Origin of the sequence: Streptococcus sp. CCH5-D3 (assembly GCF_001556435.1) — a bacterium.
GTDB lineage: Bacteria > Bacillota > Bacilli > Lactobacillales > Streptococcaceae > Streptococcus.
This window is the reverse complement of record NZ_LSIW01000072.1, coordinates 1-22994: the sequence shown is the minus strand read 5'-3', so window position 1 is coordinate 22994 and position 22994 is coordinate 1. Positions and strand designations below refer to the sequence as shown.

General features: G+C 39.2%; 18 protein-coding genes. 6 read left to right on the top strand and 12 right to left on the bottom strand.

Features of this window, described 5'->3' with window-relative positions:
* Positions 1-156 precede the first annotated feature (156 nt).
* Together xerS and AX662_RS04845 are read right to left on the bottom strand one after the other, a co-directional pair.
* A complete protein-coding gene (gene xerS / locus AX662_RS04850; RefSeq protein WP_060971771.1) occupies positions 157-1227 on the bottom strand; it encodes a tyrosine recombinase XerS in 1071 nt (356 codons plus the stop codon).
* A 267-nt stretch (positions 1228-1494) separates the two neighbouring features.
* Positions 1495-2484, bottom strand: coding sequence for a lipoate--protein ligase (locus AX662_RS04845; protein WP_049545534.1), 990 nt, complete (start codon positions 2482-2484; stop codon positions 1495-1497).
* A 123-nt stretch (positions 2485-2607) separates the two neighbouring features.
* Between AX662_RS04845 and AX662_RS10335 the strand changes: the two genes are divergently transcribed.
* The gene (locus AX662_RS10335) at positions 2608-3477 is read left to right on the top strand and encodes a hypothetical protein (protein ID WP_231728413.1); all 870 of its coding nucleotides are present in this window, start codon (positions 2608-2610) and stop codon (positions 3475-3477) included.
* Positions 3478-3843: 366 nt separating this feature from the next.
* Here AX662_RS10335 and glgP read toward each other — a convergent pair whose 3' ends face one another.
* From glgP to AX662_RS04820, 3 genes are all read right to left on the bottom strand, one after another.
* Positions 3844-6105, bottom strand: coding sequence for a glycogen/starch/alpha-glucan family phosphorylase (gene glgP, locus AX662_RS04830; RefSeq protein WP_060971770.1), 2262 nt, complete (start codon positions 6103-6105; stop codon positions 3844-3846).
* A 1-nt stretch (position 6106) separates the two neighbouring features.
* Entirely contained in the window at positions 6107-7606 is a 1500-nt protein-coding gene (malQ, locus tag AX662_RS04825; protein WP_060971769.1) for a 4-alpha-glucanotransferase, read from the bottom strand.
* Positions 7607-7868: 262 nt separating this feature from the next.
* A complete protein-coding gene (locus AX662_RS04820) occupies positions 7869-8861 on the bottom strand; it encodes a LacI family DNA-binding transcriptional regulator (protein ID WP_060971768.1) in 993 nt (330 codons plus the stop codon).
* Between the two features lie 180 nt (positions 8862-9041).
* Here AX662_RS04820 and AX662_RS04815 point away from each other — a divergent pair, with 180 nt between their 5' ends.
* The 5 genes from AX662_RS04815 to AX662_RS10330 all read left to right on the top strand — a co-directional run bounded on the left by AX662_RS04815 (position 9042) and on the right by AX662_RS10330 (position 13976).
* Entirely contained in the window at positions 9042-10289 is a 1248-nt protein-coding gene (locus tag AX662_RS04815) for an extracellular solute-binding protein (RefSeq protein WP_002884898.1), read from the top strand.
* Between the two features lie 89 nt (positions 10290-10378).
* Positions 10379-11737 carry a carbohydrate ABC transporter permease gene (locus tag AX662_RS04810; protein WP_060971767.1) on the top strand — a complete coding sequence of 453 codons (1359 nt, stop codon included), beginning with the start codon at positions 10379-10381 and terminating at the stop codon, positions 11735-11737.
* Complete coding sequence (locus AX662_RS04805; RefSeq protein WP_060971766.1) at positions 11737-12573, top strand: sugar ABC transporter permease; 837 nt, start codon at positions 11737-11739, stop codon at positions 12571-12573. Before AX662_RS04810 ends, AX662_RS04805 begins: the two co-directional genes overlap by 1 nt.
* 15 nt (positions 12574-12588) lie before the next feature.
* Entirely contained in the window at positions 12589-13725 is a 1137-nt protein-coding gene (locus AX662_RS04800) for an ABC transporter ATP-binding protein (RefSeq protein ID WP_060971765.1), read from the top strand.
* Between the two features lie 158 nt (positions 13726-13883).
* On the top strand, positions 13884-13976 hold the full coding sequence (locus AX662_RS10330) for a type I toxin-antitoxin system Fst family toxin (RefSeq protein WP_004182539.1): 93 nt from the start codon (positions 13884-13886) through the stop codon (positions 13974-13976).
* 135 nt (positions 13977-14111) lie between these two features.
* On the opposite strand, the gene AX662_RS04795 is transcribed toward AX662_RS10330, so the two are convergent.
* From AX662_RS04795 to AX662_RS10325, 7 genes are all read right to left on the bottom strand, one after another.
* A complete protein-coding gene (locus AX662_RS04795) occupies positions 14112-14300 on the bottom strand; it encodes a twin-arginine translocase TatA/TatE family subunit (RefSeq protein WP_003092496.1) in 189 nt (62 codons plus the stop codon).
* A 12-nt stretch (positions 14301-14312) separates the two neighbouring features.
* The gene (gene tatC / locus AX662_RS04790) at positions 14313-15041 is read right to left on the bottom strand and encodes a twin-arginine translocase subunit TatC (protein ID WP_060971764.1); all 729 of its coding nucleotides are present in this window, start codon (positions 15039-15041) and stop codon (positions 14313-14315) included.
* A complete protein-coding gene (locus tag AX662_RS04785; protein ID WP_060971763.1) occupies positions 15028-16713 on the bottom strand; it encodes an FTR1 family iron permease in 1686 nt (561 codons plus the stop codon). The genes tatC and AX662_RS04785 overlap by 14 nt, the downstream gene beginning before the upstream one ends.
* Positions 16691-17896 carry an iron uptake transporter deferrochelatase/peroxidase subunit gene (efeB, locus tag AX662_RS04780; RefSeq protein WP_060971762.1) on the bottom strand — a complete coding sequence of 402 codons (1206 nt, stop codon included), beginning with the start codon at positions 17894-17896 and terminating at the stop codon, positions 16691-16693. The genes AX662_RS04785 and efeB overlap by 23 nt, the downstream gene beginning before the upstream one ends.
* A gap of 5 nt (positions 17897-17901) precedes the next feature.
* Positions 17902-18774 (bottom strand): iron uptake system protein EfeO, encoded by an 873-nt coding sequence (efeO, locus tag AX662_RS04775; RefSeq protein WP_037599798.1) that lies wholly within the window; start codon positions 18772-18774, stop codon positions 17902-17904.
* Positions 18775-19024: 250 nt separating this feature from the next.
* The gene (locus AX662_RS04770; protein WP_060971761.1) at positions 19025-22738 is read right to left on the bottom strand and encodes a pullulanase; all 3714 of its coding nucleotides are present in this window, start codon (positions 22736-22738) and stop codon (positions 19025-19027) included.
* 119 nt (positions 22739-22857) lie between these two features.
* Positions 22858-22994, bottom strand: a 137-nt coding sequence (locus tag AX662_RS10325) for an N-acetylmuramoyl-L-alanine amidase family protein (RefSeq protein ID WP_156430692.1), incomplete at its 5' end; no start/stop codon positions are given.

Genomic DNA, 22994 nt, shown 5'->3' with positions numbered 1-22994 from the left:
AAACAAGCTTTCCATGAAGGAGAGTTTGTTTTTTGTGTGTAATATTTACATAAATTTAGTTATGTTTATGAATGGTCATAAAATGATTTTAGCATAATTAAATTTATGTTAACTAAAAAATAACCACTCCAAATAGGAATGGTTAGACTAGGGTAATTATAAATTATCTAGAGCGTTTTTTTGCTCATCATTGACGATATGAGTATAAAGATCAGTGACCTGAGTGGAAGCATGGCCAAGTTGGTGGCTAACTAAAACTTGAGACTTGGTAGCATCATAAAGACGTGTTGCCAGAGTGTGTCGTAGTTTATGGGGAGTCACACGTATCTTGAAATCCTGAGAATATTTGGCAACCATTTTTTCGATACTTGAAGCATCAATACGGTTTGGAACCCCTCGATATTCCGTTAAAAATAGGGCAAGGTCTTGCTTTTCAGCCTTATAGCGTTTATCACGGATACTAAGATAATTTTCAAGATAAGGTTTTGCAAAACTTGCTACATTAACTGAGTCTCGTTTGCCACCTTTTCGAGTAACATCAATGACCATCATTTTCAGATTGATATCTTTAAGGTCTAGATTAACAGCTTCAGAGAGTCGAACCCCTGAAGCCAGTAGCAAGGCTATTATCGCTAAATCACGTTCTTTATTCTTATAAAACGAAGATTTTGCGCGATTTGAGAGCTTAACTTCGTATTCATTTTCGACATAATCAAGAAATTCCATGGTTTCATCGCCTAGAAAGAGTTTCTGCTTGATATTCTCAGCACGTGCAGCTAGAGTTTCTTTCTTTTTCTTAGTAGAAACTTTTTTCATGACGTTACGATAGAAATATGGCTCACCGTCAGGACCCTCGACCTCCTCAGTTAAATACTTATAGAGACTAGATAGAGCTGAAAGCGTACGGTTAATGGTTGTTTGAGAAACCCCCTTTTTCTTGGAATAGGTATTTAAGGACGGACGTTCACGTAGATAGAGCACAAATGACTCCATGTCTTTTTTAGTTAGATTTTCCAGAGTTTTGATGTCAATTGAGGCAATATCATGAGCATCTGAAATACCTGAGTCAATCAACCAGTCAAAAAAGCGTTTATATTCCTTAAGGTATTCGTATAAGGTCGTAAAAGAATATGGAACCGATAGTTTAGACTGATAATACTCCAAGACAAACCACGGCATTAGAGATTTGTATTCTTCAATTTTTTCGAGTAAGAGTTCACGTTTCATTTGTTTTTTCTCCAAAATTACTTAATAGAAGTATATCACACCCTTATCTTTCTTTCAAGAAAATTACAGTTTTTCGGAAAGATGTTATAGGATATTTTCTCTTAGAGGCTTTATAGGTTTACTATCTGAATATATAAAATACCACACTAGGTCAATCAGATACTAACTTCCAGAACCAATGCGAAAATATCTATATCGTTATTTCACTTTGAAAGATTTTTCCCAAGAAAAAACAACCTGGAGTTTTCCAGATTGTTCAAACAATGATTAAGCTACGATAGCTTTTGCAACCTCCTCGGTTGTCATACGTGAGAAATAATGTGTTGTGTCAATAGTTTTAAGTTTTGCCAAGACATCTTCGTACTCGTAAGGTACACCAACCAACAAGTCTTCAATATCTGATACATCTCCGATACCAAAGAAATCTCCGTAAATCTTAACAGATTTAATGATTGAATTTTCAACGTTGGCATAGGTTGAGATCTTACCAGCTGGGTAACGAACATTACGTTCTACTGTGTATTCTGGTGACTGTCCATAAGTCCAATCCCATGTATTGAATTGTTTCTCATAAGAATCTTGAATCTTAGCCAATTCGCTTTCAGAAAGGACGTATTCTGTCATTTCTGGGTAGAATTCTTTCATTTTTTCCAAGATTTTATCTGAGAATTCATTTACAGTGATTTTTTCTGGCAATTCGTCGACGATGTTGGTCACACGAGCACGTACAGATTTAACGCCTTTTGATTCGATTTTGTCTTTGCTGACTTTAAGGGCTTGACCAAGAACCGACATATCAACGTCAAAAAGCAAGCAACCATGGTGCATCATACGGCCTTTATAGTAAGCTTGAGCATTTCCACAGAACTTTTTACCATCGATTTCAAGGTCATTACGGCCAGTAAATTCAGCTTTAACTCCCAAATCAGCAAGTGTAGCGATTACAGGTTGAGAGAAAGTCTTAAAGTCAAAAGCACCTTCATCTGCCTTATTAGAGATGATGGTATAGTTCAGGTTATTCAAATCGTGATAAACAGCGCCACCACCAGACAAACGGCGAACAACCTTGATACCATGAGCATCTGTATATTCTTTGTTAATCTCTTGAATGGTATTTTGGTGTTTACCAACAATGATAGCTGGACGGTTAATCCAAAGAATGAACAATTCATCTTCATTCACCAATTCACGAAAAGCATAGGCTTCCAAAGCAATATTATAGGCAGGATCGTTTGATGTATTTACGATATATTTCATGAGGTCTCCTCTTGTAATGTGATACTTATATTATAAAGGAAAACAGTGACAAAGTACACGAAGACGCCTTAGGTATAAGGATTTTCATGATATAATAGTATAAAATATATGGGGAGTTTTGACATGATACAAAATCCTAGTAAATTGAGTCTCTTTTTCTCAAGGCTAACTAATAAAATAAATAAAAAGTTCAAAATAGCCTTAGCTCTGCTTCTTTTTGTAACCCTTGGAATTTTTCTCTATAATGCCTACCAAAGAGCTTATAAGCCTTACCTCTATGATAAGGAGAATTACTATTACAAGGCTTATCATTACAGTGTCAAGAAGATAATACCTCAAAGAAAAGTTGTCAAAGATATTGAGATTGAGGTTCTACACTTCGGAAAAGACGATTTTCCAGATGATTTGTCTGCCTATAAGGTCGGCCATTATATTGATAAAGGAATTGATCCCCGAAGACTTTTCTTACATATTACTTTTACAGATAATACCAATATGACTTTACCATTTGGACAGGTGACCTCTACTGAAAACTTTTTCGACCGTTATGAACGCTATTTTGACCGTAAAGTTTTTGAGGTTGGTCCGGGTTTTGATGAAGAATGGTTTTCGAATGCAGAGAATTACAGACAAATAATTCAGCGTTTCCCTGGATTACATGATAAAACAATGGATGCCGACTTCGAATTATATCTAAGAGATTTTCTTTTTTTGATAGTCCCTGGGGATACCCTATATCAAACTGGAGCTGTCAAAGATGGTGTTAGAGAGTACCAGTTTCAGTTGAAAAATCCTAAATCAGGAAAAATGCAAAGTTATTTTATCTATGGAAATGAAGGCAAATTACATTATGGGATTGGCAAACGCCCTTTGTTACTTTTGATAAAGATTTTGCTAACAAAGAAAGAATCCAGGAATTTTTCGATGACTACGAAATTAGAGAGTATGGAAATTATTGGAATGGCATCTACCATATACAATTCCCTCACTTAAATTCATTTAGAGGTGACAGGTACAACTTTTATAAAATGGCTTTTTACTCAGATGAATTTACAAATTTTCCACTAAGCCTTGATTTAACAGGTAAGAGCGAGAACTTTAAAATTACCATTACAGATTCATACCTACAAGAAGAATCCAGATCTGCAAAAGATCAAATCCATTATCTAAAATACTCAACATCTAAGACTTATGATTCATCAAATAAAGAAGCATATATTAATGATATATTGAATCATTATCATAACTGACAGAATTAAATTTATGTAAACACAGCTAACCATCTAAATTAGCTGTGTTTTTTTCATGCAAAAAAACAAGACCATTTCTGATCTTGTTTCCTTCTATGCAACTAGATTTTTATTTTGTGTGCCAGATGTCTTTGTCATACTGTTCGATTGTACGGTCAGATGAGAAGAATCCTGCTTCAGCGATGTTGTAAACAACTTTTTTGTTCCATGCATCTTGATCTTCGTAAGCTGCGTATACTTCTTCTTTCTTGTCGATGTATTCAGCCAAGTCAATCAATGTCATGAACCAGTCTTTAGAGATAAGTTCTTTGTGGAGACGTTCCAAGCGTTCTTTATCACCAAGTTTAACAAGATCTTCGCTTACGATAAAGTCAACAGCTGCTTTGATGTTAGCATCTTTTTTGTAGTAATCACGTGATACATAACCTTCTTTTTCGTAAAGGTCGATGATTGTATCAGAGTCTTTACCGAACGTGAAGATGTTTTCTGGTCCTACCAATTCAGCAATCTCAACGTTGGCACCGTCCATTGTACCAAGTGTGAGGGCACCGTTAAGCATGAATTTCATGTTACCTGTACCTGAAGCTTCTTTAGAAGCCAATGAGATTTGTTCTGAGATATCTGTTGCTGGGATAAGGTGTTCAGCAACTGTTACGTTGTAGTTTTCAACCAAGTGAACGTTGAGGTATTTGCTTACTTCTGGATCATTGTTGATGAGCTCAGAAAGTGACAAGATCAAGTGGATGATATCTTGAGCAATAACGTAGGCAGGAGCTGCTTTACCACCAAAGATGATAGTGATTTTACGTTTTGGAAGGTTACCTTTTTTGATTTCCAAGTATTTGTGGATGACATACAAAGCGTTCATTTGTTGACGTTTGTATTCGTGGAAACGTTTGATTTGAGTATCAATAATTGAGTTTTCATCAAGATCAATACCTTTGTTGGCTTTAAGATAACGTTTAAGAGACAATTTGTTATCATATTTGATTTCAGCTAAACGTTTGTGAACTGCTGGATCATCTGCAAAGGCAGCCAATTTTTCCAATTGAGTCGCGTCAGTAAGGTAACCATCGCCAATCAATTCTTTGATGTAATCAGCAAGTTCTTGGTTTGAGAATTCCAACCAACGACGGAATGTAATACCGTTTGTTTTGTTGTTGAAGCGTTCTGGGTAAAGGTCGTAGAATGGTTTCAACTCAGAAGATTTAAGGATTTCTGTGTGAAGTGCTGCTACACCGTTAACGCTTGTAGAGAAGTGGATATCCATGTGTGCCATGTGAACACGCTTGTGTTCGTCAATGATTTGAACACGTGGATCTTCGAATTTTTCACGAATGATAGCATCCAATTTTTTGATGATAACAACAAGGTGTGGAACAACTTCTTCAAGGTAGTCAAGAGGCCATTTTTCAAGGGCTTCAGCCAAGATAGTGTGGTTTGTGTAACCAACCATTTTGCTTACGATTGCCACTGCTTCATCAAATTCAAATCCATGTTTTTCTGTCAAAAGACGGATCAATTCAGGGATAACCATTGATGGGTGAGTATCATTGATTTGTACGTAAGCGTAATCTGGAAGATCGTGAAGGTTAGAACCACGTTCGATAGCTTCGTCAATCAAAAGTTGAGCAGCATTTGATACCATGAAGTATTGTTGGTAGATACGCAAGAGCTCACCTTTACGAGTTGAGTCATCTGGGTAAAGGAAGAGTGTCAAGTTCTTTTGGATTTCGTCTTGATCAAAAGTGATTCCTTTATCAATCAAATCGTAGTCCACACCATTGATGTCAAAGAGGTTAAGGTAGTTCTTAGTTTCTTTCTTATAACCCAAGATATCCAAACGATCCAAACGTGATTTCAATGTGAAGTTTTTGAATGGAACATCATAAGAGATATCAGTTGGTACCAACCATGATTGATCTTCAATCCAGTAGTTTGGTTCTGCATCTTGTTTGTTGTCTTTGAAGACTTGTTTGAAAAGACCACAGTGGTAGTTAAGACCAACACCTTCACCGTTGATGCCTAGTGTTGCCATAGAGTCGATGAAACATGAAGCCAAACGACCCAAACCACCGTTACCAAGAGATGGTTCTGGTTCAACGTCTTCAATTTCGCTGATTGATTTACCAGCAGCATCCAATTCAGCTTTAACATCCTTGTAGATGCCCAAGTTGATCAAGTTGTTAGACAAAAGTTTACCGATTAAGAATTCAGCTGAGATATAGTAAACTTTACGTTTGCTATCGTTTTTTGGTTTTAGAGCAGCTGCTTCTTTTACGAATTCCAACAAAAGATAGTAGATTTCTTCGTTTGAAAGGTCCTTAAGATTTTTGTTTTTTGCTTCAACATATTGTGTAAATGTAGCCATTTTAATTATTACCTCGATTATATCTTTCTGTAATGTCTGTCAAAAATTCTTTCTTGTCGACAGTAATTTCACCTGGGAGCATACGCCATTTCCAGTTTTCACCAACTGTGTTAGGGAAGTTTGTACGGCTATTTTCAGGTTTATCAAGGATATCCTGCATAGTCGCAATAGCTGTGTTGCTTACAGTAGCAAAGAGGGTGCGAAGAAGAGCACGTGTGATTGGTTCACCTTGACGACGGTTGATGTAGGCATCAGTATAATCACGTTGCTCTTGCGTCAAGTTGTCGTACCAACCGTTGATTACTTCGTTATCATGTGTACCTGTGTAGGCAACTGAATGTTGTGTGTATACGTGTGGAATGTCAATGCTGTTTCCAGTAGTATCGTAGAATCCAAATTGAACGATCTTCATTCCAGGGTAACCACAGTCTGCAAGAAGTTTACGTGTCTTATCATCAATGTTACCAAGGTCTTCGGCAATGATTTTAAGATTACCCAATTCTTCTTTAACCACTTTGAAAAGGTCATAACCAGGTCCAGGAACCCATTCACCATTTTCAGCAGTTTCATCACCTCCAGGAATTTCCCAGAAGTCAGAGAACCCTTTGAAGTGGTCAATACGCAAGTAATCATAAAGTTTAAATGATTCTTGAATACGGAATACCCACCAAGCATAATTTTCAGCTTTGTGTTTATCCCAAGCATAGATTGGGTTACCCCAAAGTTGACCAGTTGCTGAGAAGTTATCAGGTGGAACTCCTGCAATGTAACGCGGTTTACATTCAGCGTCTAGTTTGAAGAGATGTGGTTGAGTCCAAACTTCAACACTATCAGCTGAAATGTAGATTGGCATGTCACCGATGATTTGAATACCATTTTTGTTAGCATAAGCTTTTAGTTCTGCCCATTGGCTAAAGAAGAGGTATTGTACCACTTGGTGATATGTGATAACATCAGCAAGTTCTTTGCGAAGTTTCACAAGAGTTGCTTCATCGCGTTTAACTGCTTTTTTATCATCCCAATCTTGAAGTGCTTTGTTATCGAAGTGTTCTTTGATAGCCATGAAATCAGCATAATCAGCTAACCAGTTAGCATTTTTAGTTTTAAAAGCTTCGAATCTTTTAGTTTCTTTCTTATCTGCTAAAATTGCTTTAACTGCTTTTTCAAGAATTGGACGACGTGCTTCGTAAACTTTAGCATAGTCAATAAACTCAGGATCTGACCCAAAGTCAGCGTTTTTAACATCAGCTTTAGTTAAAAATTTGTCACGAATAAGGAAATCCAAATCGATAAAGTGTGTATTTCCTGCTACCGCTGAGAATGATTGGTAAGGTGAATCCCCATAACTTGTTGTAGTAAGTGGCAAAATCTGCCAGTAAGTTTGTTTTGTTTCTTTTAAGAAATCAACAAAGTCATAGGCTGCTTGACCGAAAGATCCGATCCCGTAGTCACCTGGAAGTGATGTGATGTGCATCAAAACACCGCTTGCTCGTTTGTTCATAACGTTTACCTCAAATTATTTTTTACACTTATTATTATAATGCAAACGTTTGCATTAGTCAAGAATTTTTAACAAAAAAATAAAAAAATTTATAGCTCTTTAAAATAAAGTTCGTAAAACAAGCGCTTACATTACGGGAGTATTTTCTTAAATCTTTATTTCTATTGAATTCGAAAAAATAGGTTTCTTTTTAAACGAAAAAAGTAGCCGGCTGTTTTTCTAACCAACTACTTGGATGCTCCTTAACCTATTAGGGATAAGTTCAGACGCTTTCTCTTTCTATAAGTTCAAATGGAATAATGACTTTTTGCGACTTATTCTTAGTCGCTTTAAGAATCCCAAGAAGGTTTTGAACACTTTCTTTAGCTAGTGCCTGAATATTAATGTCAAATGTGGTCAAGAAAGGATGCATGATTTCAGCAAAAGTCGAATTATTGAAAGAAATAATGGCATAATCTTCAGGAACTCTAAATCCTTGGTTGTTTAACCATTGAATGAGACGAAGGGCAATAAGGTCATCCTTAACAATCAAAGCTGTCGGAGAAAATCTTTCCAATTCCTTTTTAAAAGTCTCGATTGTTCGAGCTGAAAATACAAGTTCAGGTAAAACATCCAACTTTAGATTGTCTGCCGCTTCCTGATACCCTTGATAACGTTCCTGTCCTACTTGCCCAAATAAATCGTCTGTGACAAAACCAATCTTTCGGTGACCTTTTGCCTGTAAGTAGTTCACAGCTTCATGACCTAATTCCTTATTATCATTATCAATATAGGTTACTTTTTTTTCATTATCCACTGCTGCTCCAACCACTACAAAAGGTACTTTTTGTTTTAATAAGTAATCTTTAACCGGATCTTTCTTTTCTGAATAGAGAATTATAAAGCCATCTGCCCGTTTTTGGCGATGCATGAGCTCAACTTGCTTGACTAATTCCTCTAGAGTAGCACCCGTAGCAATACTAACGACCTGAGAATGACAACTAGCCTCTTCATTGATTGCTGTTAAAATCTCCATATAGAAGGGCTGGCTGATATTTTCACGGTCTGTTAAGGGAGGAAGAACAACACCTAAACTATGAGTTAAGCCTGTTGCCAACATTTGTGCTGCTGAGTTTGGTACATAACCTAATTCATCCATAGCCGCCCGCACCTTGTTTTTTGTTTCTTCAGAAATGGCTGGATTATCTTTTAAGGTCCTACTAACCGTTGAAGGACTTACTCCTGCTTTTTGGGCAACATCCTTAATTGTAGCCATTATTTTCCTCTCATTCTCATAAATATTTATAGTCGTAAAATACAAGAACAATTATAACCGAAACAATTTAGTTTTGCAATCGTTTGCACAAAGTTAAAAACTTTTTTATAAAATACTTGACAGATTGTGGAAACGGTTGCATAATGTTTATCGTAAACTAAATTTCTGGAGGAAATAGAAATGAAAAAATGGCAAAAGGTATTACTTGGTAGTGCTGGACTTCTCGTGGCTGGGTCGCTCTTGGTGGCTTGTGGGTCAAACTCAAGCAAGAGCTCAAGTTCAGATAGCAAGACTTTGAAACTTTGGGTACCAACTGGTGCTAAGAAATCTTACTCAGATACAGTAGCACAGTTTGAAAAGAAATCTGGTTACAAAGTTGATATGGTTGAAATGGAAGATCCAAATGCTCAAGAAAACTTGACTAAGGATGCTTCTACTGCTGCAGATGTCTTCTCACTTCCACATGACCAACTCGGTAAATTGGTAGACGCTGGAGCTATCCAAGAAATCCCAGAGCAATACTCAAAAGAAATTGCTGAGCAAGATACTGAACAAGCTGCTGTAGGTGCTCAATACAAAGGTAAAACTTACGCCTTCCCATACGGTATCGAAACTCAAGTTACATACTACAACAAATCTAAACTTAATGAAGAAGATGTGAAATCATATGAAACAATCACTTCTAAAGCTAAATTTGGTAGCAACTTGAAAGAAGTTAATGCTTATGTAACTGCTCCTCTCTTCCTTTCTGTTGGTGACACACTCTTTGGTCCTAACGGTGAAGATGTGAAAGGTACTAACTGGGGTAACGAGGCTGGTGTGAATGTTCTTAAATTCATCGCAGCTCAAAAAGACAATAAAGGATTTGTCAATGTCGATTCAGCTAACATGATGGCTAAATTCGAAGATGGTTCTGTTGATGCTTTCCAATCAGGACCATGGGACTACGCTGCAGCTGCTAAAGCTGTTGGTAAAGACAATCTTGGTGTTGCTGTTTACCCAACAGTTAATATCGGTGGTCAAGACGTTCAACAAAAAGCCTTCATGGGTGTTAAACTTTACGCAGTTAACCAAACACCATCTAAAGGTAACGCAGAACGTATCGCTGCTTCTTACCAATTGGCACAAGCTTTGACAAGCAAAGACAGTCAAAATAACCAATTCACTAATGAAGACCGTCACATCATCCCAGCTAACAAAGAAGTTCAAGCTTCTGAAGCTGTTCAAAAGGATGCACTTGCACAAGCTGTAATTACTATGGGTTCATCTGATCAGTACACAACTGTTATGCCTAAACTTAGTCAAATGTCAGTCTTCTGGACTGAAAGCGCTGCTCTTATGAGTGATGCATATAATGGTAAAATCAAGGAAGACCAATTCCTTACTAAATTACAACAATTTGATAAAGATTTGGCAGCAGCTAAATAAGAATCCTAACTATGAGAAGGTAAAGAGGCAGGTCAGGTTCCTAGCCTCTTTATCTATCACTAATTAAACATTTATCTGAGGAGATATCTATGTCACAAACAATCTACGACACAACTCCTATGCGCCAGGTCTTCAAAGAAGGTACATGGGATGTCAAATTATCCTTTCTGGTAATGGGATTGGCAAACTTGGTCAACAAACAGTTCACCAAGGGCTTGCTCTTCCTCCTTGCTGAGATTGCCTTCTTAGTAGCCTTCGTTATCCAAATCATCCCTGCACTTAAAGGTATGATTACCTTAGGGACTCAAGAACAAGGTGAGGCCGTTAAAGAAGTTAATGGGGTTAAGCTTACTGTTCAGGTCGCTGGAGATAACTCTATGCTCTTGTTGATTTTTGGACTTGCTTCACTAATCTTCTGTGCAGTCTTCGCTTATATTTACTGGTGTAACCTTAAGAGTGCTCGTCATCTCATGGCTCTCAAACAATCTGGACGTAAAGTTCCTAACTTTGTCGAAGACTTCAAGACCTTGGCCGATGGTCGTTTCCACATGGGACTTATGACTATACCATTGATTGGAGTTTTGCTCTTCACAATCTTGCCTTTGATCTACATGATCTGTTTGGCCTTTACTAACTTTGACCACAATCACCCAGCACCTAAATCACTCTTTGACTGGGTTGGTTTCTCAAGTTTTGGTGAGGTTTTACAAGGTCGTATGGCTGGTACTTTCTTCCCACTTTTGACATGGACCTTGATTTGGGCAGTTGCTGCAACAGCAACAACTTTCTTCTTCGGTATTGTCCTTGCTCTCCTGCTCAACACTAAAGGACTTAAATTCAAGAAAGTTTGGCGTACACTCTTTGTTATCACTATCGCCGTCCCTCAGTTCGTATCCCTTCTTTTGATGCGTAACTTCCTTAACGACCATGGGCCTTTGAATGGTTTGCTTCAAACCTTGCATCTCACTAATGGACCAATTCCATTCTTGACTGACCCTCTCTGGGCTAAGTTCTCTATTATCTTTGTTAATATGTGGATTGGTATTCCGTTCACAATGTTGGTTGCAACTGGTATCATCATGAACTTGCCAACTGAGCAGATTGAAGCTGCTGAAATTGATGGAGCAAGTAAATTCCAAATTTTCAAGAGTATCACTTTCCCACAAATTCTCTTGATTATGGCACCATCATTGATTCAACAATTCATCGGTAATATCAATAACTTCAACGTTATCTACTTCCTTACTGGTGGTGGACCTAAAAATTCTGAATACTATCAAGCGGGTTCAACTGACCTCTTGGTAACTTGGCTCTACAAACTGACTGTTAGCGCTAAAGACTATAACTTGGCATCTGTTATCGGTATCTTGATTTTCGCCATCTCTGCAACATTCAGTCTCTTGGCCTACACAAGATCATCTTCATTCAAGGAAGGGGCTGCTAAATAATGAAACGTAAGAAAAATCTATACCTAACTGGTACTTATATTCTATTGACAGTTCTAGCTGTTATCTGGTTGATTCCTATTATCTGGATCTTCCTTACAAGTTTCCGTGGTGAAGGAGCCAATGCGGTGCCTTACTTCTTCCCTAAGACTTACACATTTAATAACTACATCAAACTGTTTACCAGCGATGCTTATCCATTTGGAAAATGGTTCATCAATACCTTCATCGTTGCCACATGTACATGTATCCTCTCAACTTTGATTACCGTTGGGATGGCCTACTCACTTAGCCGTATTAAATTCAAACACAGAAATGGCTTCTTGAAATTGGCACTTGTACTTAACATGTTCCCTGGTTTCATGTCTATGATTGCGGTCTACTATATTTTGAAGGCCCTTAATTTGACACAAACCTTGACATCTTTGGTTTTGGTTTATTCTGCTGGGGCAGCACTTGGTTTCTACATTGCGAAAGGTTTCTTTGATACCATTCCTTACTCATTGGATGAATCAGCAATGATTGATGGGGCAACTCGTCTTCAAATCTTTACCAAGATTACCTTGCCACTTTCTAAACCAATCATCGTCTACACTGCCCTCATGGCCTTCATGGGACCTTGGGTAGACTTCATCTTTGCATCTGTTATCCTCGGTGACGTTAAAGATAAATATACCGTTGCCCTTGGACTCTTCCAAATGCTTAACCAAGACGCTATCAATGAATGGTTCCTTCCATTTACCGCAGGTGCTATTATCATCGCCATCCCAATCACCCTTCTCTTTATCTTCATGCAAAAATACTATGTTGAAGGTGTAACCGGCGGATCAGTTAAATAATAAAGGATAAATGATATGACAACTCTTAAACTGGATAAAATTTACAAAAAATACCCAAATGCAACTCACTACTCTGTTGAAGATTTCAGTATCGACATCAAAGACAAGGAATTCATCGTTTTCGTAGGTCCTTCAGGATGTGGTAAATCAACAACTCTCCGTATGGTTGCTGGTCTTGAAGAAATCACTGAAGGTGAACTCTATATTGATGGTGAAGTGGTTAATGACAAATCACCAAAAGACCGTGACATTGCCATGGTATTCCAAAACTACGCACTTTACCCACACATGACTGTTTATGAAAATATGGCCTTTGGTCTTAAACTTCGTAAATATAAAAAAGACGATATCGACAAACGTGTGCGTGAAGCTGCTGCTAGCCTTGGGTTGACTGAGTTCTTAGATCGTAAGCCGGCAGACCTTTCTGGTGGTCAACGTCAGCGTGTAGCTATGGGACGTGCCATCGTTCGTGATGCTAAAGTCTTCCTCATGGATGAACCTCTCTCAAACTTGGATGCTAAACTTCGTGTCACTATGCGTGCTGAAATTGCTAAAATTACTCGTAATATTGGCGCAACAACCATCTATGTTACTCACGACCAAACAGAAGCCATGACTCTTGCTGACCGTATCGTTATCATGAGTTCTACTAAAAATCCTGATGGTTCTGGTACAATCGGCCGTATCGAACAAATTGGTACACCTCAGGAACTTTACAATGAACCAGCCAACAAATTTGTTGCTGGATTTATCGGAAGTCCTGCTATGAACTTCTTCAATGTTAAGGTTGACGGCAATCGTATCACTAACTCTGAAGGCTTGGATATTGCAATTTCTGAAGGTCAAGCTAAAATCTTGAAAGAAACAGGTTATCAAGGCAAAGAAGTTATCTTTGGTATTCGTCCTGAAGATGTTTCAAGCCGTCCAATCGTTCAAGAAGTATATCCAGATGCCAATGTAGATGCTGAAGTCGTCGTTTCAGAGCTTCTTGGTGCAGAAACAATGCTTTACCTAAAACTTGGAGAAACTGAATTTGCTGCCCGTGTTGATGCGCGTGACTTCCACAATCCAGGTGAAAAAGTAAACCTTACTTTCAGCGTTGCAAAAGGTCATTTCTTCGACGCTGAGACAGAAAAACGTATCAGTTTGTAAGATAAAAAATCAGCTCAAGAGGCTGATTTTTTGTTTGGCATGATTAAACCACATTCTAACTTTTACTTCCTGACACTCACTAAACAAAACTCTCTCAATCTATGATATAATATCCCTTGGCACCTCGACACCGCCTACGAAGGGAGGTGAGTTTGCCTATGATGGATTTACTATTCAAAACTATCATCGGACCCATTGTGGTCGGTGTTATCCTTCGTCTGATCGACAAGTGGTTAAACAAGGATAGATAGTGCTAAAAAAGACCCCGAGCTTATGTGGAAGTTAGCTTGGGGTCTTTTCTTGCCTATGATATAGACTTACTATTCAATACAGGTGTATTATGTCATAAAAGCTTAGAATTGTCAAGAAACTAGAGTATCTAGGAACTAGTCTTTCTTCTCAGTCTCATGATCCTTTTTATCTTCATCAGTCTTATTTACAGCTGCTTTAAATTCGGCTAGCATTTTACCGATGGATTGGCCGAGTTCTGGCAAGCGTTTAGGACCAAATATGAGGAGGGCTCCTAGGACAATAATGATAAGTCCTGGGGCTCCGATATCACGTAGAATTCCCATGAGATTTCCTTTCTATTTATCTTTATATTTTCTTTGTTTACGTTTATAAATGAGCTTACTTAGAGTTACGCTAACTTCATAAAGCAAGATTAAGGGTGCCGTCATGGCAAGGTCGCTGATAAAGTCAGCTGGTGTTAGAATGACCGCCAAAACCAAGAGAATAAAGTAAGCATAGCGTCTATAGTGTGTCAGAAAAACTGGTGTTATTATGCCGATAGATGTCAAAAAACTCACAACTACGGGAAGTTCAAAGAGAACAGCCAAAGGCACTGTCGTATGCAGTAAGAAACTAAGGTAGTTCTGTGCTGTAATTTGTGTATTAAAGAGCCCTTCGCCTAGTTTTAAAAGCACTTCTAAGATAGCTGGACTAACAAAATAATAACCAAAGGCAAGACCCAAAACAAAACAGACAAAAGTTGCTGGAATATAGGCAAAAATGGCACGCGCTTCATTGTCCCTCAAACCAGGTTTCACAAACTGCCAAATCTGGTAGGTGGTAAAAGGCAAGGTGACCGTAAAAGCCATGAGACTAGCCAAGTTAATGTAAATCCAAAGAATATCGTTAGGCCCTAGAACTAATAAAGGCTTGTCAAATCCTCTGGTTAGATAAGCATAGAGTTGCCTAGCAAACAACAGAGTAATACAAAAAACTAGGAAAAAGCATAACACTACTGCAATGAAACGTCTCCGAAATTCCACCAGATGCTCAACAATAGTCATCTCATCTTTATTTCTTGCCATGCTGTTTCACCGTCACAAAGACAATAATAGCAATAAAGATAAGTTGTGGAATCAAGACTTCCCAGCTTGGATAGATACCAGCCCAATCAATGGTTGGGAAACCACTAATCAAATGATTAGACATCATATTAGTTAACTGAAGGGCATGAACACTGACACCGAGCATCTTGAAGGCCAAGGCATAAATCAACCAAGTCAAAATAAAGAAAATGCGGTGCGGTTTAATATAGTGACTCGCTTTAGTCATAGCCACAGCAATGATAACAAGAACTGCAATGGCTGAAGCAATACCAATCAAGAAATTAGCTGTCGTGATACGTGGAACAATACCGACATAGAAAAGAATAGTCTCGGCACCTTCACGGAAGACAGCCAAGAAACTGAGGGCAAACATGGACACAAAGCTTCCAGTAGCCGTCACCGTCTTCATCTGGCGGTCCATAAAGTCATTCCACTGTTTGACTGAAGACTTGCTATGGAGCCAAATTCCAATCAGAATCATCATCGCAACTGCAAAGATACCAACGCCACCTTCAATAATTTCACGGTTAGCCCCCGAGGTCACAGCTGGAAAGACAACTTGTAAGATAACAGCTATAACTGCGCTGGCAAGAACACCAGCAATAGCTCCGCCATAAACCCATTTGAGTCCCTTACGCATCTTGGCTGCCTTAAGAGTTGTCACAAGTGCCATAACAATGAGGAGGGCTTCAACCCCTTCACGTAAGAGAATCAACATGGCATCAAAGGCATTATAAGAAGCACTTGTATCAATAGCAGATAGGTCTGTAATCAAGGCTTGCAGTTTGTCCTGATAAGCTTTTTCTTTTCCCTTAACCATGATAACAGGTGTTTCACTTTCCACGCGCGTATAAAGGCTTGGATTAGTTGTGCTTACATCGCCTTCAATGGTTGGCCAGATAGTGATGAACTTCTTCATAGTTGCCGCAGCCGTTTTTTCATCACCTGCTTGGAATTGAGCTAGAGACTTTTCCAAGAGCTTAATACCATCTTTTAGGGTTAAACTTGAGCTTGTGCTATCAAGAGGGACACCCTTGATAAAGTCATCAATCCCACCCTTGAGATCATCATAAGATGACTGGATGCTGGTAAAATCAGTAGGCTCCGTCTCAATGCTACTTCGCAAAAGTGAAATGGCCGTCTCAATCTTGCCGTAGTAGGCAGTACTGTGGTCACGGACAACAGCTTCATTTCGCGTCCAAGCATTATTTAATTCACTGTAAGTTTTGCGTGTTGCAGCCAGGTCTTTGGCCGTAATGGCATCCTGTAAGTTTTTGAAATAAGGCTCTAGGCGTGTTTCAAGTTTTTCCTTTTCGGCATCTAAATCAACAGGATTTTGCTCTTTCTCAAATTTAAGAAGGGCTGACGAAATGGAGGTTAGGTCCTCTTCTGTCACGTCACCCTTAATATCAAGAGCCTTGCTAACTTTTTTACCTGCCTTGGAATCGTGATTTTCTTTAGTTTCGAAATCAGTCTTAATCTCAGCAACCAATTCCTTAGCTTTAGCTTGATCTTTATTTTGAACAGCTGTTGTGGCATCTGTAATTTTGATATAGAGGTCACTGTATGATTCAGCAGCTACTGGATAAGTCCAGAATAAGGCCAGAAGCCCAAGCAAAACGAGGAGTTTATTCAAAGAGTGCTTGACCAAGGTAGCCTCCTTTCTCCACGCCAGCAAAGCAAGCAAAGAGCCCACTTCCGATATGGGTGATGTACTCGTTCATCTTGTCTACAGCACCAAGATTGGTCTGAATTTTAACAAAACGGTCTGGATCCTTCTGGTAGGCAATGAAAATCAAACCTGAATCAAACTGGCCAGTTCTCTCATCAATGCCATCTGAATAAGAATATGAACGACGTAAGATAGGAAGGTCTACTTCTTTAGCCAAACGCACATGCGAATCTACAGGAAGTTTAGATAAATCTACTTCATCAAACTCATCTTTCTTTCCAAAAGGCGCGCCTGATTCCTTGTAACGACCAAAGGTGTTTTCCTGTTCCTGCAAGTTGGTACGATCCCAAGTTTCAAGGTGCATCTGTACCAGACGAAGAGCCATATAAGAACCACCCTTCATCCAATCTTTACTATCAGCCCAGACAACCTTGTCGAATTCCTTTTCCGTCGTAACATTAGCAGTACCATCCTTGAAGCCAAAGAGATTTCGAGGCGTTTCCTTGCGGTCTCCAATTGCAGCAAAACCTGATTTGCTCCACTTCATGGTAATTTTATTACGACCTTTACGAATCAGATTGCGGACAGCGTGGAAAGCTACTTGTTCATCGTCCGCACAGGCTTGAATCACGATATCACCACCCGTATACTTGTCCTGCAACTGCTCCTTAGGAAATGGAGGCAAATCACGGAAGAGCTTAGGACGTTTGGATTCTAAACCAAGTTTTTTAAGAAAATCAGCCGAAACTCCAAAAGTCAGACTCAGGCGATAGGGATTGAGTCCTACCGTTTCGCCTGTATCCGTAGGAGGCAAGAGGGCATTAGAACCATCTTTTTTGACTAACTCTCCTTCGACCAATTTACTACTATAATCGGTCCAGTCTTTAAAAAGCTGGATGACATCTTTTTTATCGGTTGTATGAAGATCTAGCACCACCAAGTAGCAAGCCTTCTGCATAGGAGTCGTAATCCCAGCCTGGTGCTTGCCAAAGAAGCTAATATCTTCATCACCATCATAAGCATTTTTACTTGAACTATCCTGATTAGCGAAAAAAGCAGATGCACCAGAAAGACCAAGCGCAAGCCCAGCCCCTCCAATACCTGCTTTTTTAAGAAATTCACGACGGTCCATTTTTTGATCTAAAAATTTTTCGTCAGTCATTTTTCTTATTTCCCATCTAGGATAACACCCATTTGTGATAATGGTTCACCAAGTTTAGTTACAGCTTCGGCCAATTCCTTAGTATCTGCCTCACTCAAATCTGTATAAGACTTATAGTTTTTCTCATCAGTCATGTGTTTGTCCAAAAGACCATTCACATTCTTGAATTCAGTTTCCAGAGTCTTAACAAGTTTAGCATCTTTCTTTTGGATCAACGGCTTGAAAAGTTCAAAGATTTTTTCTGCCCCTTCAATATTGGCACGGAAGTCGTAAAGATCCGTGTGTGAGAAGACCTCTTCTTCACCTGTAATCTTTTGAGTGGCAACTTCATTAAGAAGGTCAACAGCACCTGTCAACATGATATCTGGAGTAACTTTAACAGTTGCAATTTTAGCTTTGAGTTCCTTAATATCGTTAACCAATTGATCTACATAGGCAGCTGTACCCTCTGTCGTGTTGTCTTGCCACATGATACGTTCGATACGGTGGAACCCTGACCAACCGTCTTCTGATTTATTTTCGTCCATGTAATCAACCAAACGGTAGTCGATTTTCACGTCAGACTCACCAAAGCTTTCTGCAATCGGTTCTGAACGCTCGTAAGCCATACGAATCAATGGGTATTGTTTCTTAGCTTCTTCAAGATTTCCTGACTTGAGGGTTTCACTGAATCCTTCAGTATCTTTCAAAAGCTGATCAATTTCGCCTTCTACGAAAGTCTTATAATCACTTGTGGCCTGCTTCAATTGCTTTTGCTCACTGGCTGTGAGTTTTGAGGTAGTTGAGCTTGAATTACTTGAATTACCAGATTTGGCACAAGCCGTCAATAAAAGTCCTGATGCCAAAAGAACAACACCAAGTTTGCTAAGTTTTTTCATGAATGTCTCCTATTTTCAAGATAGTGTTCGACATTTGTCGTTATATATGTGAATCGTCGTTTTAACATTAATAAAGAACGAACGATGATAAGTCAATAATGATCTCTCGTATGTAAGAGAACAATATCTAAACTAACAGAAGAAACCAGCACTGTCAACGGTTTTAGGCTATTTAAGAACTATTCTAAAGAGCAGATAAGAATGATTCTAAATAAAAGAAAAACAACAGGAAATAACCTGTTGCTACTTATTATTTTGTACGACGTTTTCGAAGGAATCCTAGGCTAAGAATGCTTAGAAGACCTGCTAAAAAGAGTCCACGATTTGTCTTTTCACCAGTGGATGGCAGTTGTTTATCAGTCTGACGACTAGCTTCAGTCTTAGCCTGACCATTGTCACGATTAACAAGTTCAGCATCTCCAACAAGGTCCTCTTTACCTGAAGCCTTGACATTTGCTTTAGTTGCCTCAGTATCTTTACCACCAAATGACCCGGTCTTTTCAGAAGGCTGATCTACTGCCTCAGTTGGCGTCTGAGCATTAGTCAAACGAATAATAGTCGCTGTTAGTGGATCCAAGGTCAAGATGTGATTGTTGATTGTCACACCTGATAACTCACTAATTCCGGATAAATTGACTTGACTGCCATCTGCCAAAACCAGATAGGATAGGCCATTTGTAATCTTACTCAAATCAAACTGACGAGCCTTGCTATCGGCATTGACATAGACAAGGTAACGGTCTCCATTCGAAGCAACAGTTTGGTATCCCAATACCAAATCTTCTTGAGCGACATTGTCCTGACCAGGAACTGTCAATAGCGTTAGACGTGCATCTACATCTGCTTTTGATTTGAAATTGAAGGCATCTGTCGACTTACGTAAGGCGATCAAACCTTTGGTAAAGGCGCGAGTTTTCGTATTTTCTGGGAAGGCCTGGCTATCAGTCGCCTTAGTCCAGTCAAAATGGTTAACCGCGTCACTAGAATCATAAGAATCATGGATAAAGTAAGGATAGTCAAATGGATTGCCCTTTTCATCCACTAAGAGATGTGACTTATTTGGCACCTTGTCCTCAGACACAGGATAACGGTAGGCAGGATCACGGAACTGTTTGGTGCGGCCGTATTCCTGACCAGAGTGAATAAATGGTGTTCCCTGAGCAGTCAATACCATGAGGTTTCCTAGACGCAAGCGACGATGAATTTCAGCATTATTCTCAGGCTTGCTTGGATCCTTCTTGATTGATTGGGCAATAATATCAAAAAGGGTCAAATTATCGTGAGCAGCAATATATTGAATCACATCACCTGGAGAATCAGCTTCGAAGTTAGTTGGTTGTGCCTTGATATTGTCAAAGACCTTATTAATATCACGTTTGCCACCTGTGATAAAGGCAGGTGTCCCCTCGTTTGGATAACCTGATTTGAGGGTGTTTCGAATATCGTCTGAAAATACAGCTACGGTATCTGTGTCTTTCATCCAAGACTGATCGGCAGGCTGAACAGGGCTATTTTCATCGCCAGTATAAGTCACCCAGCCCTCACCAAGCATAATGAGGTTTGGATTAAGGGCACGTGCAGCATGATAAGCTTGCTCGATACTTTCAGCATCATGGTCACCCATCATATCAAAACGGAAACCATCCACCTTGTATTCCTTAGTAAGATAAGCAATCGAATCAACCAAGACACGACGACTCATATAGTGAGTCGTGCCTAGACGCCCCCCTCCAAAACTCGAACGAGGAGTGCCATCAGCATCCATAAAGTGATAATAATTTGGCTCAAGGTCTTCAAAAATAGCTGTCTTAGCTGTATGATTATAGACCACATCCAAGATAACGCCCATACCGTGGGCATGAATAGCAGCAACTAAATTCTTGAATTCTTCGATACGTTTAGCTGGTTCACTTGGGTTTTCAGAATACATACCCGTCAAAGAGAAATAGTTTTGTGGATCATAGCCCCAGTTGTAGTTACTATCACTTGATGCATAGGCATCCAAACGCTTCCCATTTTTCATTTCATTGACAAAATAGTAGCTTAATACTGGTAAAAGCTGAATATGGGTAACACCGAGATCTTTAAGATAATCCAAACGCTCTGCAAAGGCTGCGAAAGTCCCAAACTGGTGTTTCAATTCAGCTGAGATAGCCTTATCAGAGGTGAAATCTCGGACATGAGCCTCATAAATGATGGCATCTTCTCGAGATTTAAAGTTTGGAATCTTAGCGTAGTCAAGATCTTTTGGTCCATAATTAGCAGGATCTACAAAGGCAGCCTTGGCAATCTTGTGTTCAGGTCCCTTGCTGGTATCGTCACTATTCCAAGCAGCCAAAGACTTAGCATAAGGATCCAAAACGATTACAGACTGATCACCACGTTTAATGCGATATTGATAGAAATAACCTGTTAAGTTTTCCAAACCAAGATCAGTCGCAAGCAAGTCAGCTTGCCAAGTCCCTCGAAGTCCTTTGCTTAGAGCATGTTCAGCAAGAACCATGTCTTGATTATTCTTATCATAGACAATGATATCTACTTGATCTGCACTTGGTGACCAAAGTGTCACATGTGCCTTAGTACCATTCTCTTGAAGACGGGCACCCAATTCACCATCGTAACTGTAGAGCGCATCCTTCAATTGCCAACTCTCAGACGTTTTAAAACTATCATTGCCCAAAGTGACCTTGTAAGGCAGATTTTCCGCAGCAAAATCACCTGTTAATGTAGCTTTTTTGAGTTTAGTATCCAAGTTAAGCTGTTTAAGAGTTGCACTGTTACCATCCTTGTCTGTCACCTTGAGGTCTTTGAGAATATCTTCAGATGAAACATCTTCTAAATTGGTGAAGCTAAGTTCGATTTGGCTTGGACTAAGCTGCTGAGCTCCAGTCAAACGCACATCCTTGACAAAGTAAGGGTTGGTGTAGACTGTCGTATCAGTATCTCGTACGAAAAGCTGACGAGTTTTTTTCAAGTCACTAAATTTATAATCATTTGGTTGAATTTTCACATCATCTCCTGTTTTGCTCTCATCTAAGAGTAAAAATCCGATAGATTTAGCAGCCTCGGTTAGCGGAATGTCTAAATAAGCACCATACTTACCATTTGGTTGGAAATTGACACCATCAGGCCAATTACTTGGGGCATCCTTTACATCTCCCCAATACCATACAGACTTATTACTATAGTCGCCATCCGTACGGAAATAATTGATACGAACGTGGTCTTGAGGGATGGGCTGATAGCTGTAAACTTGAAAATCCTTGTCAATCCAGGCCTCATTCATTTGAGGACTTAGAATTTCAACAGTTTTATCTCCTGAAAGGTTCGTTCCAGCAGCATTATTAATAAGGAAGCTAAGTTTTTTAGGTGTTGAAGACAACTTCACATCCAGGTAAACACCATAATCATCCTGTTTCGCTTCTGTAAATGAGGTTGCCCCTGTTGGCCAAGCACCTTTCTGAGATGATGGCGTCTCCACATCATCCCAAGTCCAAAGCCCAAGTGATGCCTTATCCTGACTTGGCAACTCTTGGAAATGCAAGCGAATAGTCCCCTCAGCAATAGGTTCCTCAGATGCATTAGTGAGAGCTTGACTATTATTAGTACTTACTGTTTTTGGCGTGTTTTCGCTAGTTTCAGTTAGGTTGGTAGGCTCAGTACGGCTAGTATTTTCTGCTGGAAGAGAAACTGGCTCATTTTCCTTGGACACTGTGGTATTCTCAGCTGTTAGAGGAGCTGTTGGCGTTTCAGTTACTAGACTACTGGTGGTAAGACTAGAATCAGCTGATTCTACCTGTGTACTTGAGGCAGGTGTTGACACTACTTCTTCTGCCTTGACTCCATGAGTAGCAGCAAAGCTCAAAAAAACAGCTCCAATGGTTACAGAAGCCAACCCTAACTTGTACTTGCGAAGGCTATAACGAAGAACTTTTTCATCATTAGCTTGAGTATTTCTTTTCATACTAACTCCTTTTGTTAACGTTTTCATGTTTTTTAATATACCATTTAGATTAGATTTATGCAAGCGTTTTCGCTCCTTTAAAATAAAAAAAGAGAGAACTATAAAATTCTCTCAATCTATTAGTTATAAACAGAATAATAACGCTTAATCCCTGCCACAATTGCGTTAGCTAAAGTCTCTTGATATGCAGAGGTATTCAAGCGGGCTGCTTCTTGAGGATTTGACAAGAAGCCAAGTTCAAGGAGAACTGCTGGCG

Coding starts and splice junctions, on each gene's coding strand:
- efeB (WP_060971762.1), bottom strand. CDS start 17,896: ATGACTGACGAAAAATTTTTAGATCAAAAAATGGACCGTCGTGAATTT.
- AX662_RS04805 (WP_060971766.1), top strand. CDS start 11,737: ATGAAACGTAAGAAAAATCTATACCTAACTGGTACTTATATTCTATTG.
- AX662_RS10335 (WP_231728413.1), top strand. CDS start 2,608: ATGATACAAAATCCTAGTAAATTGAGTCTCTTTTTCTCAAGGCTAACT.
- AX662_RS04810 (WP_060971767.1), top strand. CDS start 10,379: ATGTCACAAACAATCTACGACACAACTCCTATGCGCCAGGTCTTCAAA.
- malQ (WP_060971769.1), bottom strand. CDS start 7,606: ATGAACAAACGAGCAAGCGGTGTTTTGATGCACATCACATCACTTCCA.
- AX662_RS04845 (WP_049545534.1), bottom strand. CDS start 2,484: ATGAAATATATCGTAAATACATCAAACGATCCTGCCTATAATATTGCT.
- AX662_RS04820 (WP_060971768.1), bottom strand. CDS start 8,861: ATGGCTACAATTAAGGATGTTGCCCAAAAAGCAGGAGTAAGTCCTTCA.
- glgP (WP_060971770.1), bottom strand. CDS start 6,105: ATGGCTACATTTACACAATATGTTGAAGCAAAAAACAAAAATCTTAAG.
- AX662_RS04795 (WP_003092496.1), bottom strand. CDS start 14,300: ATGGGAATTCTACGTGATATCGGAGCCCCAGGACTTATCATTATTGTC.
- efeO (WP_037599798.1), bottom strand. CDS start 18,774: ATGAAAAAACTTAGCAAACTTGGTGTTGTTCTTTTGGCATCAGGACTT.
- tatC (WP_060971764.1), bottom strand. CDS start 15,041: ATGGCAAGAAATAAAGATGAGATGACTATTGTTGAGCATCTGGTGGAA.
- AX662_RS10330 (WP_004182539.1), top strand. CDS start 13,884: ATGATGGATTTACTATTCAAAACTATCATCGGACCCATTGTGGTCGGT.
- xerS (WP_060971771.1), bottom strand. CDS start 1,227: ATGAAACGTGAACTCTTACTCGAAAAAATTGAAGAATACAAATCTCTA.
- AX662_RS04770 (WP_060971761.1), bottom strand. CDS start 22,738: ATGAAAAGAAATACTCAAGCTAATGATGAAAAAGTTCTTCGTTATAGC.
- AX662_RS04800 (WP_060971765.1), top strand. CDS start 12,589: ATGACAACTCTTAAACTGGATAAAATTTACAAAAAATACCCAAATGCA.
- AX662_RS04815 (WP_002884898.1), top strand. CDS start 9,042: ATGAAAAAATGGCAAAAGGTATTACTTGGTAGTGCTGGACTTCTCGTG.